This is a genomic window from Streptomyces mayteni, assembly GCF_054783955.1.
The window spans coordinates 60,305-73,844 of record NZ_BAAGPR010000001.1 but is presented as its reverse complement, the minus strand read 5'-3'; the positions used below and the strand labels follow the sequence as shown (position 1 = coordinate 73,844).

At 71.4% G+C, this 13,540-nt stretch carries 12 protein-coding genes and 1 pseudogene; 4 read left to right on the top strand and 9 right to left on the bottom strand.

The window, feature by feature from the left end; genetic code table 11:
* Nucleotides 1-6 precede the first annotated feature (6 nt).
* The 5 genes from ACYVPE_RS00340 to ACYVPE_RS00320 form a co-directional block, all read right to left on the bottom strand.
* Nucleotides 7-663 carry a Pvc16 family protein gene (locus tag ACYVPE_RS00340; RefSeq protein ID WP_461031265.1) on the bottom strand — a complete coding sequence of 219 codons (657 nt, stop codon included), beginning with the start codon at nt 661-663 and terminating at the stop codon, nt 7-9.
* 30 nt (nt 664-693) lie between these two features.
* Complete coding sequence (locus tag ACYVPE_RS00335; protein ID WP_461031392.1) at nt 694-1,371, bottom strand: helix-turn-helix transcriptional regulator; 678 nt, start codon at nt 1,369-1,371, stop codon at nt 694-696.
* 263 nt (nt 1,372-1,634) lie between these two features.
* A complete protein-coding gene (locus tag ACYVPE_RS00330) occupies nt 1,635-2,543 on the bottom strand; it encodes a TIGR03619 family F420-dependent LLM class oxidoreductase (protein WP_461031264.1) in 909 nt (302 codons plus the stop codon).
* 183 nt (nt 2,544-2,726) lie between these two features.
* A complete protein-coding gene (locus tag ACYVPE_RS00325; protein ID WP_461031263.1) occupies nt 2,727-3,818 on the bottom strand; it encodes a Gfo/Idh/MocA family protein in 1,092 nt (363 codons plus the stop codon).
* Nucleotides 3,819-3,835: 17 nt separating this feature from the next.
* A complete protein-coding gene (locus tag ACYVPE_RS00320) occupies nt 3,836-4,819 on the bottom strand; it encodes an aldo/keto reductase (RefSeq protein WP_461031262.1) in 984 nt (327 codons plus the stop codon).
* Nucleotides 4,820-4,962: 143 nt separating this feature from the next.
* Between ACYVPE_RS00320 and ACYVPE_RS00315 the strand changes: the two genes are divergently transcribed.
* Nucleotides 4,963-5,559, top strand: coding sequence for a MarR family winged helix-turn-helix transcriptional regulator (locus ACYVPE_RS00315; RefSeq protein WP_461031261.1), 597 nt, complete (start codon nt 4,963-4,965; stop codon nt 5,557-5,559).
* Nucleotides 5,560-5,614: 55 nt separating this feature from the next.
* Here ACYVPE_RS00315 and ACYVPE_RS00310 read toward each other — a convergent pair whose 3' ends face one another.
* Nucleotides 5,615-6,781: a Dyp-type peroxidase gene (locus tag ACYVPE_RS00310; RefSeq protein ID WP_461031260.1), complete on the bottom strand. Its 1,167-nt coding sequence runs from the start codon at nt 6,779-6,781 to the stop codon at nt 5,615-5,617.
* Between the two features lie 103 nt (nt 6,782-6,884).
* Between ACYVPE_RS00310 and ACYVPE_RS00305 the strand changes: the two genes are divergently transcribed.
* Nucleotides 6,885-8,234: a right-handed parallel beta-helix repeat-containing protein gene (locus ACYVPE_RS00305; RefSeq protein WP_461031259.1), complete on the top strand. Its 1,350-nt coding sequence runs from the start codon at nt 6,885-6,887 to the stop codon at nt 8,232-8,234.
* A 7-nt stretch (nt 8,235-8,241) separates the two neighbouring features.
* On the opposite strand, the gene ACYVPE_RS00300 is transcribed toward ACYVPE_RS00305, so the two are convergent.
* Nucleotides 8,242-9,078 carry a hypothetical protein gene (locus tag ACYVPE_RS00300; protein WP_461031258.1) on the bottom strand — a complete coding sequence of 279 codons (837 nt, stop codon included), beginning with the start codon at nt 9,076-9,078 and terminating at the stop codon, nt 8,242-8,244.
* 130 nt (nt 9,079-9,208) lie between these two features.
* Here ACYVPE_RS00300 and ACYVPE_RS00295 point away from each other — a divergent pair, with 130 nt between their 5' ends.
* Together ACYVPE_RS00295 and ACYVPE_RS00290 are read left to right on the top strand one after the other, a co-directional pair.
* Entirely contained in the window at nt 9,209-11,719 is a 2,511-nt protein-coding gene (locus ACYVPE_RS00295) for an SdrD B-like domain-containing protein (protein WP_461031257.1), read from the top strand.
* A 286-nt stretch (nt 11,720-12,005) separates the two neighbouring features.
* A pseudogene (locus ACYVPE_RS00290) lies at nt 12,006-12,698 on the top strand (AfsR/SARP family transcriptional regulator); the annotation flags it as partial.
* Between the two features lie 47 nt (nt 12,699-12,745).
* Here ACYVPE_RS00290 and ACYVPE_RS00285 read toward each other — a convergent pair.
* Together ACYVPE_RS00285 and ACYVPE_RS00280 are read right to left on the bottom strand one after the other, a co-directional pair.
* Entirely contained in the window at nt 12,746-12,988 is a 243-nt protein-coding gene (locus ACYVPE_RS00285; protein WP_461031399.1) for a hypothetical protein, read from the bottom strand.
* 266 nt (nt 12,989-13,254) lie between these two features.
* On the bottom strand, nt 13,255-13,416 hold the full coding sequence (locus tag ACYVPE_RS00280) for a hypothetical protein (RefSeq protein WP_461031398.1): 162 nt from the start codon (nt 13,414-13,416) through the stop codon (nt 13,255-13,257).
* Nucleotides 13,417-13,540 lie beyond the last annotated feature (124 nt).

Here is a 13,540-nt window from a genome sequence, read left to right as displayed (position 1 = left end):
CCGTGGTCACGTGGCCGCCCCCGGGGACCGCCGGGCCATCGCCACCTGGTGGGGCCGGTGGGCGCGTTCGTCGGGGGCCGCCTCGGGCTCGTCCACGCGGTGCGCGCGGATCGCCATGCCCTCCGTGACCAGCGGGCCGGCGTCGTACTCGGGGTAGCCGGGGAAGGGAACGATCATCACCAGGTCGATGGACGGCTTGAGTTCGCCGCCGAGCGCGGACCAGATGTCGGCGAGGGAGCGGGACTCGGGGTGGTCACCGGCGACCGTCAGCTGCACCGGCATGCCGAGCGCGCCGAGCGCGCCCGGGAGTTCCGACGGGGGCAGCTGATCGCGGGACAACAGCGTGGCCAGCAGGGCGGACAGCACCCGGTGCTCGTCCTCCGCCCGCCTCGTCCACGCCGTGACCAGGTACGACAGCCGGAACCAGCGTGGCGGCGACCGGTGTTTCACAACCGTGTCGTGCTCGTCGCGCACGGGCGTGATTCCCTGCTGGCGGCGCTTCACGTCCTCCCGCAGGTCGTACAGGTACGCGTTGATCGCGGGCGCGTTGCGCCGGGCCGCCCAGTCGCGGGTGGGCGCGTCGAACGAGACCTCGACGCCGGAGCCGGCCAGCGCCCCGCCGCCGAGCAGCCCCTTGAGGACTTCGTCCACCTCGTGAATCACCGTCAGGCTTCCGTTCTGTCGTGCGGCCGGTCAGATGTAGCCCTCGCGGAGGGCGTACGCGACGGCGTGCGCCCGGTTCCTCAGGTGCAGCCGCGTGGTCAGTTCGTGCAGGATGTTCTTGATCGTGCGGTCGGAGTAGGACAGCTTGGCGGCGATCTCGCTGGTGCCGAGGCCGTCGGCGACCAGCCGCACCACGTCCACCTCGCGCGGCGAGAGGCCCGAGCCGGGTAAGCCGGCCCGGCCGGCCGCCATCCGGTGCAGCACGTTCACCTGGTCGATCAGCCGGCCGAGCAGGTCGGCCGGCAGCTCGCCGTCGCCGCGCGCCGCGGCCATCACCGCCTGCGCCAGGCGGTCCTCGGTGGCCTCGTGACGCCAGACGATGGCGCCGATGCCGATGCCGAGCACGTCGAGGAGCTTGGCGTCGTGCAGCGAGCCCACCACGAGCACGGCCCGGGTCTGCCCGCTGCCCATGATGCGGCGCAGCCGGGCGACGGCGTCGTCGTCGAGGATGTCGCTGATGAGCAGGGCCACCGTGTCAGGACCGGCCTCGGAGTCCTCGCGGAGCTCGATCTCCGGGCGACGGCGCAGCTGGCCTCGCGCGCCCTCCCGGGAGATCGGGTCCAGTGCGTGAACGGTCACCGGAATCCGTCCGCCGGGGCGCCCGCGCTGCCCCGGCCGTGCGGGGGCGGAGGAGCGCGACGTGGCCATGTCCGTGTCGATCCGCGGCAGTGGGCTTCCCAACGTTCCTCCCTGGTCCGCGTCTTCGTGCACCGTCAAGGAGCCGTGCGAACGGCGCGCTCCGCATGTGGGGCGGGCGGCTCCGGGCCTGTCGTCTCTCGATGCCCGCGGTGAGCCGAACACGGCTGACCGGCTGGCGACCCACCGCCTGGTTGACGCGTCATCCATGCTAGGTGTCAGTAGTTGAAATGTCAACTAGGGTCCTGGGTCGTCGGTTTGTCGAACCACGGCCCTCAGCGCGTCAGTTCCAGTGTGTGCCGGACCAGCTCCAGCGCCTGGTCCACGCCCTCTTCGGCCAGGTAGACGAAGTCCACGAAGACGTGGTCGACGTCGGTCTCGTCTCGCGTGCGGAGGACGATGTCCGCGATCTCCGGCACGGTCGACTCGGTGGTGGGGTTGATCCTCAGGATCGCGTCGATGCCGGCCGGGTCGCGGCCCACGGCCTCGGCCAGGCGGCGGACCTGTCGCAGCGGCCGGTTGATCACCGCGGCGGGGTCGAACGCGGAACCCGGAACGGGCACCGCCACGGGAAGTATGCCGTCCGCGCGACGGGCCGCCCGGCGTTGGGAGGCCGGGGCGAAGCCGGACAGATAGATCGGAGGCCGGGGGCGCTGGACCGGCTTGGGCCCGATGCGCGCGGCGGGGAAGGCGTAGTGCCTGCCGTCGTGTCGTGCGACGGGGTCGGTGGTCCACACCGCCTCCAGCACGTCCAGACACTCGTCCAGCCTCGCGCCCCGCTCCTTCCAGGGAACGCCCACGCCCTGGTACTCGTCGGGCGACCAACCGGTGCCGAGGCCGGGGATGAGGCGTCCCCCGCTCACCACGTCGATGCCGGTCAGCGACCGGGCGAGGAGCAGCGGGGGATACCAGGGGGCGATGAGTGCGGAGGCGCCGAGCAGCGCGCGTTCGGTGACGCTCGCGGCGACACCCAGTGCCACGAACGGGTCGAGCATGGAATGCAACTGCCACGGAATCGTGTCCATGCCCCCGTAGCCCACGCTCGGATTCACCGCGGCCAGCACGCGGTCACCCACCCAGAGGCTGTCGGCTCCGAGTTCCTCGGCCTGTCGGGCGAAGTCGGCGAGCCTACTGAGCTCTTGAGCCATCGCGCCGTACTGGGGAAGCGAGAATCCGATGCGCATGTGAAACTCCTGGAGAGACAACGACAATTCGACCGACCTGCCTGATGAGGCATCGACTCGCCGATTTCCCGCAAAGGCGTCGAGTCTCCGGGCCTCAGGCGTCTTCAGCCGGGCACGAACCTATGTCGGTCACCGGGGCTCGCGAATCGGTCGCCGTATCGGTCATGGCCCGGTGTCACGCCCTCACTGCCGGAGGCCGGTGCGCGCGGCCTGTTCGACTCGGGCGATCAGGCGGCTGTTGTGGGCGGCGTGGGCGAATCCCGGGGTGTGGTGGGTCCCGTTCGCGATGTCGCGCGCCAGGCTGGCGTAGACCTCGCCCACGTTGATGGACGCACCGGTCCAGATCTCGGCGGCGGTCGGTCCTGTACCGGTGGCGACGGGGCTGTCGGGCGGGGTGAAGTCCACGCTCGAGGACAGCGCGAGGTCGCCGACCTGAACGCCCGCGGGGTGATCGCCGGTCAGCCTCAGCCAGCCGTCCGATCCGCGGACCTCCAGGCCGAAGTGGGCGTCAGGCGCGGGTACGCCCGCCAGGATCTGCACCCCGACCGGCGCGCCCGACGCGGTCCTGACGATGGCGTCGAGGTGGTCAGGCACCTCCCGGACGGAGATCGCGCCGGTGTCCACCAGCTTCACCCGCGGCCAGAGGAGTTCGGTGCGCGCGTCGATCTCGGTGATGTCACCGAGAACCGCCTCGACCACATCCAGCACGTGGCCCGCGGCGATCGCCAGGAAGCCGGCTCCCGCCGCCGCCTTGTCGAAGTACTCGTACGCGCTCACCGACTCGGGGCCGTTCCCGAAGGTCGTCGCGGCGACTCGCGCCGAGAGCAGCCGCCCGAGCCGGCCCTGCGCGATGATCTCCGCCGCGCGGCGCACCGACGGGTTGTGCCGGCCCTGGAGGCCGATCGCCGTGTGCAGTGACCCCGCCGCGTCAGCCATCTCCTCCGCCTGCGCGACGGTCGTGCCCAGCGGAGACTCCGCGTACACGGCCTTCTTCGCCGCGAGGGCCGCCAGCACGAGTTCGCGGTGGGCCGGGACCTTGACGGCCACGGTGACGAGATCGACCGACGGATCGCTGATGAGCTCGAACGGGTCGGCGAACCAACGCTCGGCGCCGAACGCCTCGGCGGCGCCGCGGGCACTCTCCTCGTGCCGTGTCGCCACGGCTGCCAGCCGGAACGTCGGCTGGGCCGCGAGCGCGGGGACGTGCGATGCCCCCGCCCAGCTCGCCTTCGTGTCCGCCCCGATGATGCCGACACGAACAACGTTGCTCTCCATGGTGTTCACAGCTCCGTTCATCGGTCTTCGATTCGGTCGATGGCCGCCATGTCGGGCGCGGCATGGCGTTCGCCGGACGCCGGCGGCAGATCGTTCAGACGGGTGATCTGGTCGGCGGTGAGCCGGATTCCGTCGGCGGCGCAGTTCTCCTGAAGCCGGTCGACACGCCTGGTCCCCGGAATGGGCGCGATGCCGTCTCCCTGTGCGAGAAGCCAGGCCAGAGCGACCTGTGCGGGCGTGGCCCCGGCCTGGTCGGCGATCTCGCTCACCTCGTCGAGGATGCGCAGGTTGCGCGTGAGGTTGTCGCCGGTGAACCGCGGGTTGGTACGCCGCCAGTCGGTGGCGTCCAGGCCGTCCAGGGTGCGGATACCGCCGGTGAGAAAGCCGTGTCCCAGCGGCGAGTAGGGAACCAGACCGATGCCGAGCGCCCGCAGCGTGGGCAGCACCTCGGCCTCGGGGTCGCGAGTCCACAGCGAGTACTCGGTCTGGACGGCGGCCAGCGGATGTACCGCGTGAGCCCGACGGATCGTCGTCGCGGCCGCCTCCGACAGGCCGATGTGGCGCACCTTGCCCGCGGCCACCAACTCGCTCAACGCCCCCACCGTCTCCTCGATGGGAACGCCGGGGTCGACCCGGTGCTGGTAGTACAGGTCGATGCGGTCGGTTCCGAGCCGCCGCAGCGACCCGTCGACAGCGGCGCGAACGCTGGCTGGGGTGCTGTCCGGCCCCGGTCGGCCGGTGTGCGAGACGAGGCCGAACTTGGTGGCGATCACGACCTCGTCCCGGCGGCCCCTGACGGCGCGACCCACCAACTCCTCGTTGACGTGGGGCCCGTACACCTCGGCGGTGTCCAGGTGTGTGACACCGAGATCCAGCGCGCGCCGAACGGTGCGGATCGACTCGGCGTCGTCACGACCGGCTCCCGTGTAGAACGCCGACATCCCCATGGCCCCGAGACCGATGCGCGAGACCTCGACCCCGCCGAGTGACGTGACCTGCATCCGATGTTCCCTTCCTGGATCGATGAGCCAGCCCCGCACACCGACGCGGGCACCGGGGTCCCGGCGCCACGACAGGGCGAACTTGACGCATCAATAAGTACACTCCTCAACTTGAAGCGTCAACAAGGGCCTAGGATGGCCGCATGGCCGAAACCACAGCGGGCACCGAAGGGCGGCGCCGCCGGCGTCCGGGGAACGGGGCGCCGGGCGACGTCGCGGCGCCCGGCGAATCGGGAACGGGCGCGGGGGAACGCGAGGGTACGGCCGCCGGAACGCGCTGGCTGAACCGCGACGAGCGGGCGGCGTGGCTGGCCAACTCCGCGCTCATGATCAGCCTGCCGGCCGCCCTGGACGCGCGGATGCAGCGCGAGTCCCGGATGACCTTCTTCGAGTACATGGTGCTCTCGGTCCTGTCCGAGCAGCCGGCTCACACGTTGCAGATGAGCGATCTGGCCGCGCGGACGGCGGCGTCGCTGTCGAGGCTGTCGCATGTCGTCGGGCGGCTGGAGAATCGCGGACTGCTCACGCGGGCCCGGATCCCGGGCTCCGGCAGACGCACCAACGCGACGCTGACCGAGGCCGGTTACGAGGCGGTCGTGGCGGCGGCGCCCGGACACGTCGCGGCGGTCCGCGAGTACCTGATCGACGGGCTCACGCCCCACGAGTTGGCGGCCCTGAGCCGCATCGGCGCCTCGGTCGACGCGGCCATCAGGCGCGGGCAACCCGACACGGCGCCCTAGCTGTATTGCCCTCGTCAGTACGGTCCGGCATGGGGGCCACCGTGGTGATCGAGGATCAGCCGAACAGGGTGGAACCGAGCGGGCGTCGCGCGTCGTAGCCGGGGAGGATCAGGAAGGTCGCGCTTGCGGTCGTGGTGGTGAAGGGCAGCAGCGCGTCGGAGGTGTCCATGCGGGTGAGCGTGGCCGTGAAGGTCCGCAGGTCGTTCTGGAAGCTGATGAAGAGCAGCCCGGGGGCGGGGCCGTCGATGCTGTAGGAGCGGCGGAGCATGTGGCCGACGCCGACCACGGTGGGGTTCGCCCTGCGTACGTGGGCGTCCGCGGGGACGAGATAGCGCCCGTCGGGTGTCTTGGCGTTGAGTCCTGGGGCCGAGTCGACGCTGCCGCCGGAGAGGGGTACGCCGTTGGCCCGGCGCCGCCCGAAGACCGCCTCCTGCTCGGCGACGGACAGGGCGGCGAACCGTGTCAGGTCGATTTCCATCCGCCGCAGTACGGCCAGGGTGCCGCTGGCGACCGCGGGGGGGCCGGCCAGCCACAGGTCACGTTCCTGTTCGGCGGTGGTGTGCGGGCCCACGATGCCGTCGATGAAACCGAGCAGGTTGCGCGGTGCGGTGCGGTCCTCGGCCACCGGCACCTCCGTACCGCGGCGTCCGAACTGCCGCCAGCGCTCCTGGACGCGGTCGCCGGCCTGGTCCAGGAGCGCGGCGGCGGCGACCGGCAGGAGCAGGGGGTCGCCGGCGCAGATCTGGATCAGCAGGTCGCCGCCGCGTTCCCGCGAGCCGACCCGTTCGCGGGAGAACGGCGGGAGGTCGTCCGCGCCGGGCAGGGTGGCGCCGGCCGTCCGCACCAGCCGTGGGCCCACGCCGACGGTCACGGTCACATCGCCAGGGGACAGGCCGAGCAGCCGTGGGTCGGACCCGGCGGTGAGGGTCTGGATGGTGTCGCCGAGTTCGGCCAGCAGCGGTCCTGGCGTCACCGCGTCGCCGAGGTCGGCCACCAGGGCAAGCAGGTGGGGCTGGGCCGACCGGGGAAGCGTCACGCCCGCCTGATACCGGCCCGTCACCGCGACCGGCGTGGGCGTGGCCGCCGCGGAGGGGGCGGGATCGCCTGGCCGGTCGGACCGGGCGGAGTCCCCTGAGCACCCGGCGAGCAGACCGGCGGCCACCGTGACACCGGTGACATCGAGGAACGCGCGGCGTGACGGGGGACGGTCGGCGCGGGACATGATGCGTACAATGCCACACCCGGCCGGAGGCTGCCGCCCAACCATCGCACTGCGTGCGGGAGTTCGACGTTCCGACGGGGTGACGCCGTGTCAGACTGGGATCATGTCTCGATTGGCTCTTCGCGTCATGACAGCTGCCCTGGGCGCACTGACGCTGGTGACCGGCTGTAGCGGCGGTGGCGGCGGTGGCGACGACGGATCGGGCGAGGGGCGGCGGCCGGACGGCGCGGAGGTGACGATCCGGGTGCCTGCCGACGCTCCGACGATCTCGGACGCGGTGTCCCTGGCCCGGCCAGGTGACCTGGTGCTGGTGGCGCCTGGCGTGTACCACGAGTCGGTGCTGATCGACACGGAGCGCGTCACGTTGCGGGGCGAGTCCCGAGCGGAGGTGGTCATCGACGGGCAGGTGCGGCAGCCGACCGGTGTGGTCGTCACGGCGCCCGGGGTGGCCGTGGAGAACCTGACCGTGCGGAACAACACGCACAACGGGGTGCTGGTCACCGGCTCGGCGGCGGCGGTCGACGCGCTGCCGGGGAGCGGTGGCTACGACACCGGCGACGAACCCGTCACCCTCCTGGACTCGTTCCTGGTGTCGCACGTGACCGCGACCCGTAACGGCCTCTATGGCATCTACGCGTTCTCCGCGCAGAACGGCGTCATCGAGCACTCCTACACCTCGGGCGGGGCGGACTCGGGGATCTACGTCGGCCAGTGCAGGCCGTGCGGGATCGTGGTGCGGGACAACATCTCCGAACTCAACGCGGTCGGTTACGAGGGCACCAACGCCAGCGGTGACATGTATGTGGTCGGCAACCGGCTGGTCGGCAACCGGGTCGGGCTGACCACCAACTCCGACCACCAGGAGAAACTGCTCCCGCAGCGCGACGCCGTCATCGCGGGCAACCTGATCGCCGACAACCAGCAGCCGGAGACCCCGGAACAGGCCGACGGCGGCTGGGGCATCGGCATCGGCGTCGACGGCGGCAGCGACAACCAGTTCATCCGCAACCTGGTCAGCGGCAACCCCAACGCCGGGCTCGTGATCACCGCGACCGCCGACCTGACGGCGGACCGCAACCGGATCACGGACAACACCTTCACCGCCAACGGCGTCGACATCGGCTGGACGTTCCCCACCGCCACCCGGGGAGAGGGCAACTGCCTGGAGGGGAACGAGCTTCGGACGACCGTGCCCGAGGGGCTCGCGGACACCGCGTCCTGCTCCATCCCCGCCACATCCCCCACGCCCTACGGCAGTTGGCGCGGCCCGGCGGCGCCCGCGGGCATTCCCTTCACCGAGGTGGCCGCGCCAGGACCGCAGCCGGAGTTCCCGGGGGCCGACACGGCCGGCGCCACCGTAGTGCCGGACGTTCCGGCGCTGCCGGTCATCGCGGACATCGTGCTGCCGTCGCCCGCACTGCTCGCCGACGGCGCGCGGGTACGGACCTCGTGAGCCGCGGCTACGGCGTCGGGGTGGCTTCCGGCGGCGGCGGGACGGGGACATACGTCTGGGTGTCGAAGTCGAGGACCACCGGCTCGGGCGCGGAGGCGATACCGACCTCGACCCGGTGCATGGTGCCGTCCGAGCCGATCCAGTAACGCACGGTCCCCGACGTATCGGTGCCGGTGGCGCCGCCAGGGGCCTCGGCACCGGACTCGCCGCCGTCTTCGGCGTCGGCTTCGGCCCCTGAGTCGGCCTCGGCGCGCGGCCCGTTCATGATGTCCGTCCGCTGGCCGCGTACCTGCTCCTGCCCGAGCCAGGTGGCGCCGTTCTGCGCCAGCAGCGCGGCGTTGTCCGGCCGGTCGCTGCCGAGGTCGAGCACGATGGCCAGCGCACTGTCCAGGGTCATGCCGGATGTCTGCAACGGACGGCTGTACCAACCGGACTCGGGCGGCGACGCCGGGACGGCCGCCGGAGGGTCCGCCATGGGGTGGACGAGGACGGTGGTGGCCGTCCACCGGATCAGCCCGTCGCTCGACGTGTCGCGCCCGGTCCCTCGCACCACCCCGTAACCGGTGTGGGTGCGGTAGTCGACCGATGCGGTGATGACCAGCCCCCCGGCGACGTTCGGCACGTCGATCGTCACCGCCCGGCCTTCGGCCTGGTAGTTGAGGAATCGCGTGACCGCCAGCCGGTTCACCTCGTCCGAGGTCAACGCCCGCGGGGCGGCGGGTCCTTCGTCGCCGCCGAGGAGGACGACCGCGCCGGTCGCCGCGGCCGAGACGCAGACGACGGCTGCCGCTACCCAACGTAACCGTGGCCACCGGCGGCGCTGCCTGACGTCGGTGCTCCCCACGCGGCGCGAGATAACAGTTCTCACCGAGGCACCCTCGAACTCCGTGATTGCCCAAACACTACGGGTCGTCAACTGTAGTCTCTGCGCGGAAGTCGCTGGGTTTGTGTCAGCCCAGGACGAAGGGAGCGCTATGCGTTTAGGTGCACTGCTGCGGATGGGGTTGTCCGGCGTGCTCCTGGTAGGGGGCGGCGTCGGCACGGTCCTGGCCGGCGCCGGGCAGGCCGGGGCCGCGACCTCCGACGGTACCCTGACCGTCGAGGTACTGCGGGACTTCTTCGGCACCGGCGTGATCAACGCGACCATGGATGTGCCCCAGCGGGGAATCCAGGTCGATGTCACCGACCCCGCGGGCAACCGGGTCACCGGGGTCACGGATGTCACGGGAAGGGTCGTCGTACCGCCGTCGAGCGAACTGACCGGCGGCCGGTACCGGGTCGACGTCACCGTCCCGGAACCCTACGACAGCTATCTGCGGGCGGCGCCCGCCTCGACCGCGGAGAACCACTTCGACAGCTTCACCTCGTTCGTGGACGTCTCGGACGGCCAGGACGACTCGGTGACCACCGGGGTCTGGAACCCGGCGGACCACACACTGCCCGACTCCCGTTACTTCGTGCCGATCCAGAGCGGCGCGGGCGGGACGGACACCCGGGCGCTGGTGGCGTTCGGGACGGACACCCGGGGCGTCTGTCCCGACCAGGCGGGGTGCCCGGAGGTCCTCAACACCCAGGACCAGGTGGGCACGACCTACGGGCTGGCCTACGACCGGTACCGCGACCAGCTGTTCCAGGCGGCGTTCGCCCGGCGGTACACCGAGTACGGGCCGGAGGGCGGCGACGCGATCTACGCCCAGCCGGTCGACGGCGGTGCCCCGACGCTGTTCGCGACGGTGCCGGGCGCCACGGAGACACCGCACGACACCGACAACCTGATCAAGGACGCCGGGTTCACCGACGCGCCGGGCACGGAGAGCATCGGCGGCCTGGCCCTGTCGGAGGACGGCTCGACCCTGTACGCGGTGAACCTGCTCACCCGAAGCCTGGTCAGCTTCGACGCGACCGGGCCGACGGCCTCGGCGCCCGAGGAGACCGTGCCGATCCCCGACCCGGGCTGCGCGACGGACGGGGACTGGCGTCCGTTCAGCGTGGCCGCCCACGACGGCAAGCTGTATGTCGGGGGCGTGTGCAGCGCCGAGAGCACCCAGGACCGCGCGGACCTGAGGGCCGTCGTCGCCACCTATGACGGCGACGAGTTCACCACCGTGCTGTCCCAGCCGCTGGACTTCGAGCGCGGCCAGGTGCACGTCGGCAACTCTGGCAACGGCCAGGGCAACCACTGGAACCCGTGGCACACCGGCCTGGCGGACTGGGACTCCTTCCAGCTGGGCGGCGCGATGATCAATCCGCAGCCCTCGCTGGCCAGCATGGCCTTCACCCGCGACGGCTCGCTGATCCTCGGCTTCCGTGACCGGTTCATGGACGTCGTGAGCTGGGGCGGTCTCGACCCGAGGCCGGGCATCGACACACCGCAGAACGGGATGTCCGGCGGCGACATCAACATGGCCTGCGCCCGGCCCGACGGCGGGTACGACTGGGAAGGCACCGGAAGCTGCCCCAACCACGCGACGGACCCGACCCTCAGCGGGGTCCAGCCCGGCAGCGTCGTCGAGTACTTCCCGGGTGACTTCTTCCCGAACGGCGGCTCCGCGACCCAGCCAGGGCCGCACCAGGAGTCCGCCCTGGGCTCTGTCGCCTACATCCCGCAGCAGCAGTGGGTCGTCAGCACCCAGATGGACCCGAGCGGCCGGGTCGTCACCAGCGGAACCGGCTACTACGACGTCGCCACCGGCCTCGGCCCCGGCAACGACCCGGCCAACAACGCGTACGAGTTCGTCGGCCCGAACCAGAACGGGTTCGGCAAGGCCGGCGGCCTCGGCGACATCGCGTACGCCGCGGCGAACGCACCGATCCAGATCGGCAACGTGGTCTGGTACGACGGCGACATCAACGGCCTCCAGGACCCGGGGCACGTACTGCTGCCGGACGCGACGATCAACCTCCTGGACGCCGACGGCGAACAGGTCGCCACGACCACCACCGATGCCGCCGGCGAGTACTACTTCGGCGGGGTCGGCGCGGAGTACCAGCTGACACCTGGCGCCGAGTACACCGTGCAGTTCGATGTCTGCACGGCGGACACCAGCGGGGTACCGGGCCAGCCGGCCGCCACCGACCTGCGGTTCACACTGCCGCGCGCCGGTGACGACCCGGTCCATGACTCCAACGTGACCCCGCCGACCTCCGACCGGCTCTGCAACGGCTACGCCCCGGTCACCGCGCCGGACACCCCGGGCGGGGTCGACCACACGATCGACGCCGGCGTCCACATCCCGGAGCCGGAAACCCCGACACCGCCGCCGACCGACCCCCCGTCCCCGACACCGCCCACGTCCCCGCCACCGGCGGAGCCGACGGACCCGGGGCCCAACGACCCGGCACCGGACGGACGGAAACCGGGCGGCGGCCTGGCCGAAACCGGTACGTCCGGCCTGGGAAGCATCATCGCCCTCACCGCCCTGCTGCTCGGCGCGGGCATGACGGCGGTCCTCATCACCCGTCAGCGGCGCGTACGGCGCCACTGACACCGGAAACACCAGGAAACACCCGACGGGCCGGTGCACCGCACCGGCCCGTCGGCCTGACCGGCGCGATCACTTGCGCGTGGTGTGCGGTGGGGGCTTTGGTGGCTGTTGTGGCACCGAGCGTCGGGGCTGACGAGTCGGAGCGGCACGTGGTCAGCGGTTGCGGCCCGCTGGGCGGCGGCTTCTGCTACGACTGACTCGTGAGGGCAGTCGCGATCGCCGGGTGCGGCAGGGGCGGGGCCCTTCGGGGGATCGCTTATCCACGTCGCTCGTGGATACTGCTGAAATGCGCGGTAGCACTCAGGTAGGCCCAAGCCGACTGGAAGTCAGGTTCCTTGGGCCACTGGAGGTGTGGACCGGCGGTCGGCGGGTGGCCGTGCCCGGCCCGAGGCAGCAGCGGCTGTTGGCCGTCCTGCTGCTGCACGCCGGTCGCGTGCTGACCATGGACGCCTTGGTCGACGTCCTGTGGGACGGCACTCCACCGCCCACGGGGCGTCGCCAGGTCCACAACGCCGTTGCCAGACTGCGGCGTTCGGTGGCGCCGATCCGCGATCTGGTGGTCCGGGAGGGGCCGGGGTACCGGGCCGATCTCGCCGAGGAGCAGATCGACGGCCAACGGTTCACCCGGACCGTCGCGTTCGCCAAGCGGCAGCGAGCGCGAGGTCTGGGTCAGGACGCCATCGAGACGATGACCACGGCTCTGGAGTTGTGGCGCGGACCGGCGTTCGCCGGCCTGACCGGCCATGTCATCGAGGCGGCGGCGGCCCGACTCGACGAGGAGCGGATGACCGCGCTCGAAGAGCTCATGGACCTGCGGCTGGCTGAGGGCGAGGGGGCCACGCTGGTCCCCGAGTTGAGGAAGCTGTGCACCGAACACCGGCTGCGGGAGAGCTTCGCCCGGCAGTTGATGATCGCCCTGCACCGGGCCGAGCGGCAGCAGGACGCCCTGGAAACCTATGACCGCATCCGCCGGGAGTTGGCCGATGAACTGGGCATCGATCCCGGGCCGGCCCTGCGCGAGACGCATCAGCGCGTGCTGCTGAGCGCTCCGGAGCTCGCCCCGCCCGCCGACCCGCCGACCCGGGGCGTGACGGCGGCTCCCAGGGCCGGGGGCGCGGAGCACCGTCCGACGTCGGCCGACGTGGCGATGGCCGCCGTGCCACCGCGAGTCCTGCCGCGCGACCTGACCGACTTCACCGGGCGGATCACCGAGATCAGCCAGGTGTTGGCGATGGTCGACTCCGTGCCCGGTACCTCGGTGGCCGTCATCGCGCTGGACGGCATGGCCGGCGTCGGCAAGACCACCCTGGCCGTGCGGGTCGCCCACCTGATCGCCAACCGCCACTCACTGGATGACCGAGCCGGATTCGCGGAACGCCTCCGACGGTCGGCGCCTACCATCGCGCCGGCCGCCGGAGGCTCGGCAACGCGCCAATTCCCCCGCTACCGGCAGCCGGCAGCCCCTGAACCACTGTCAGGTGGGCCTTCCGGCATATTCACCGGACAGCCTCCGGTCGCACCGAGAGAAAGGGAGCTCACTCCGCGGCGGACAGCTCCTCCGCGGATTCCGGCGCCGGCAGATCCTCCGGCAGGAAATCGTAGTTGGTGCAGTTTCCCTGGATCAGGGCGGTCGCGAACAGGTCGACCTCTTCGAAGAGGATCTCCGTTTCCGATTCCTCGAAGGGAGACGTTTCCATGGATTCTCCTTCACTCGTCGCCTCGGAAGCTCCGAAGCCCTTGTCGATCGTCTTCCGATTCCCTGACGGGCAGGGAATCGGGGACGGATCTCATGCTGGGCGACGGCCGCATCCGTGTGCCATC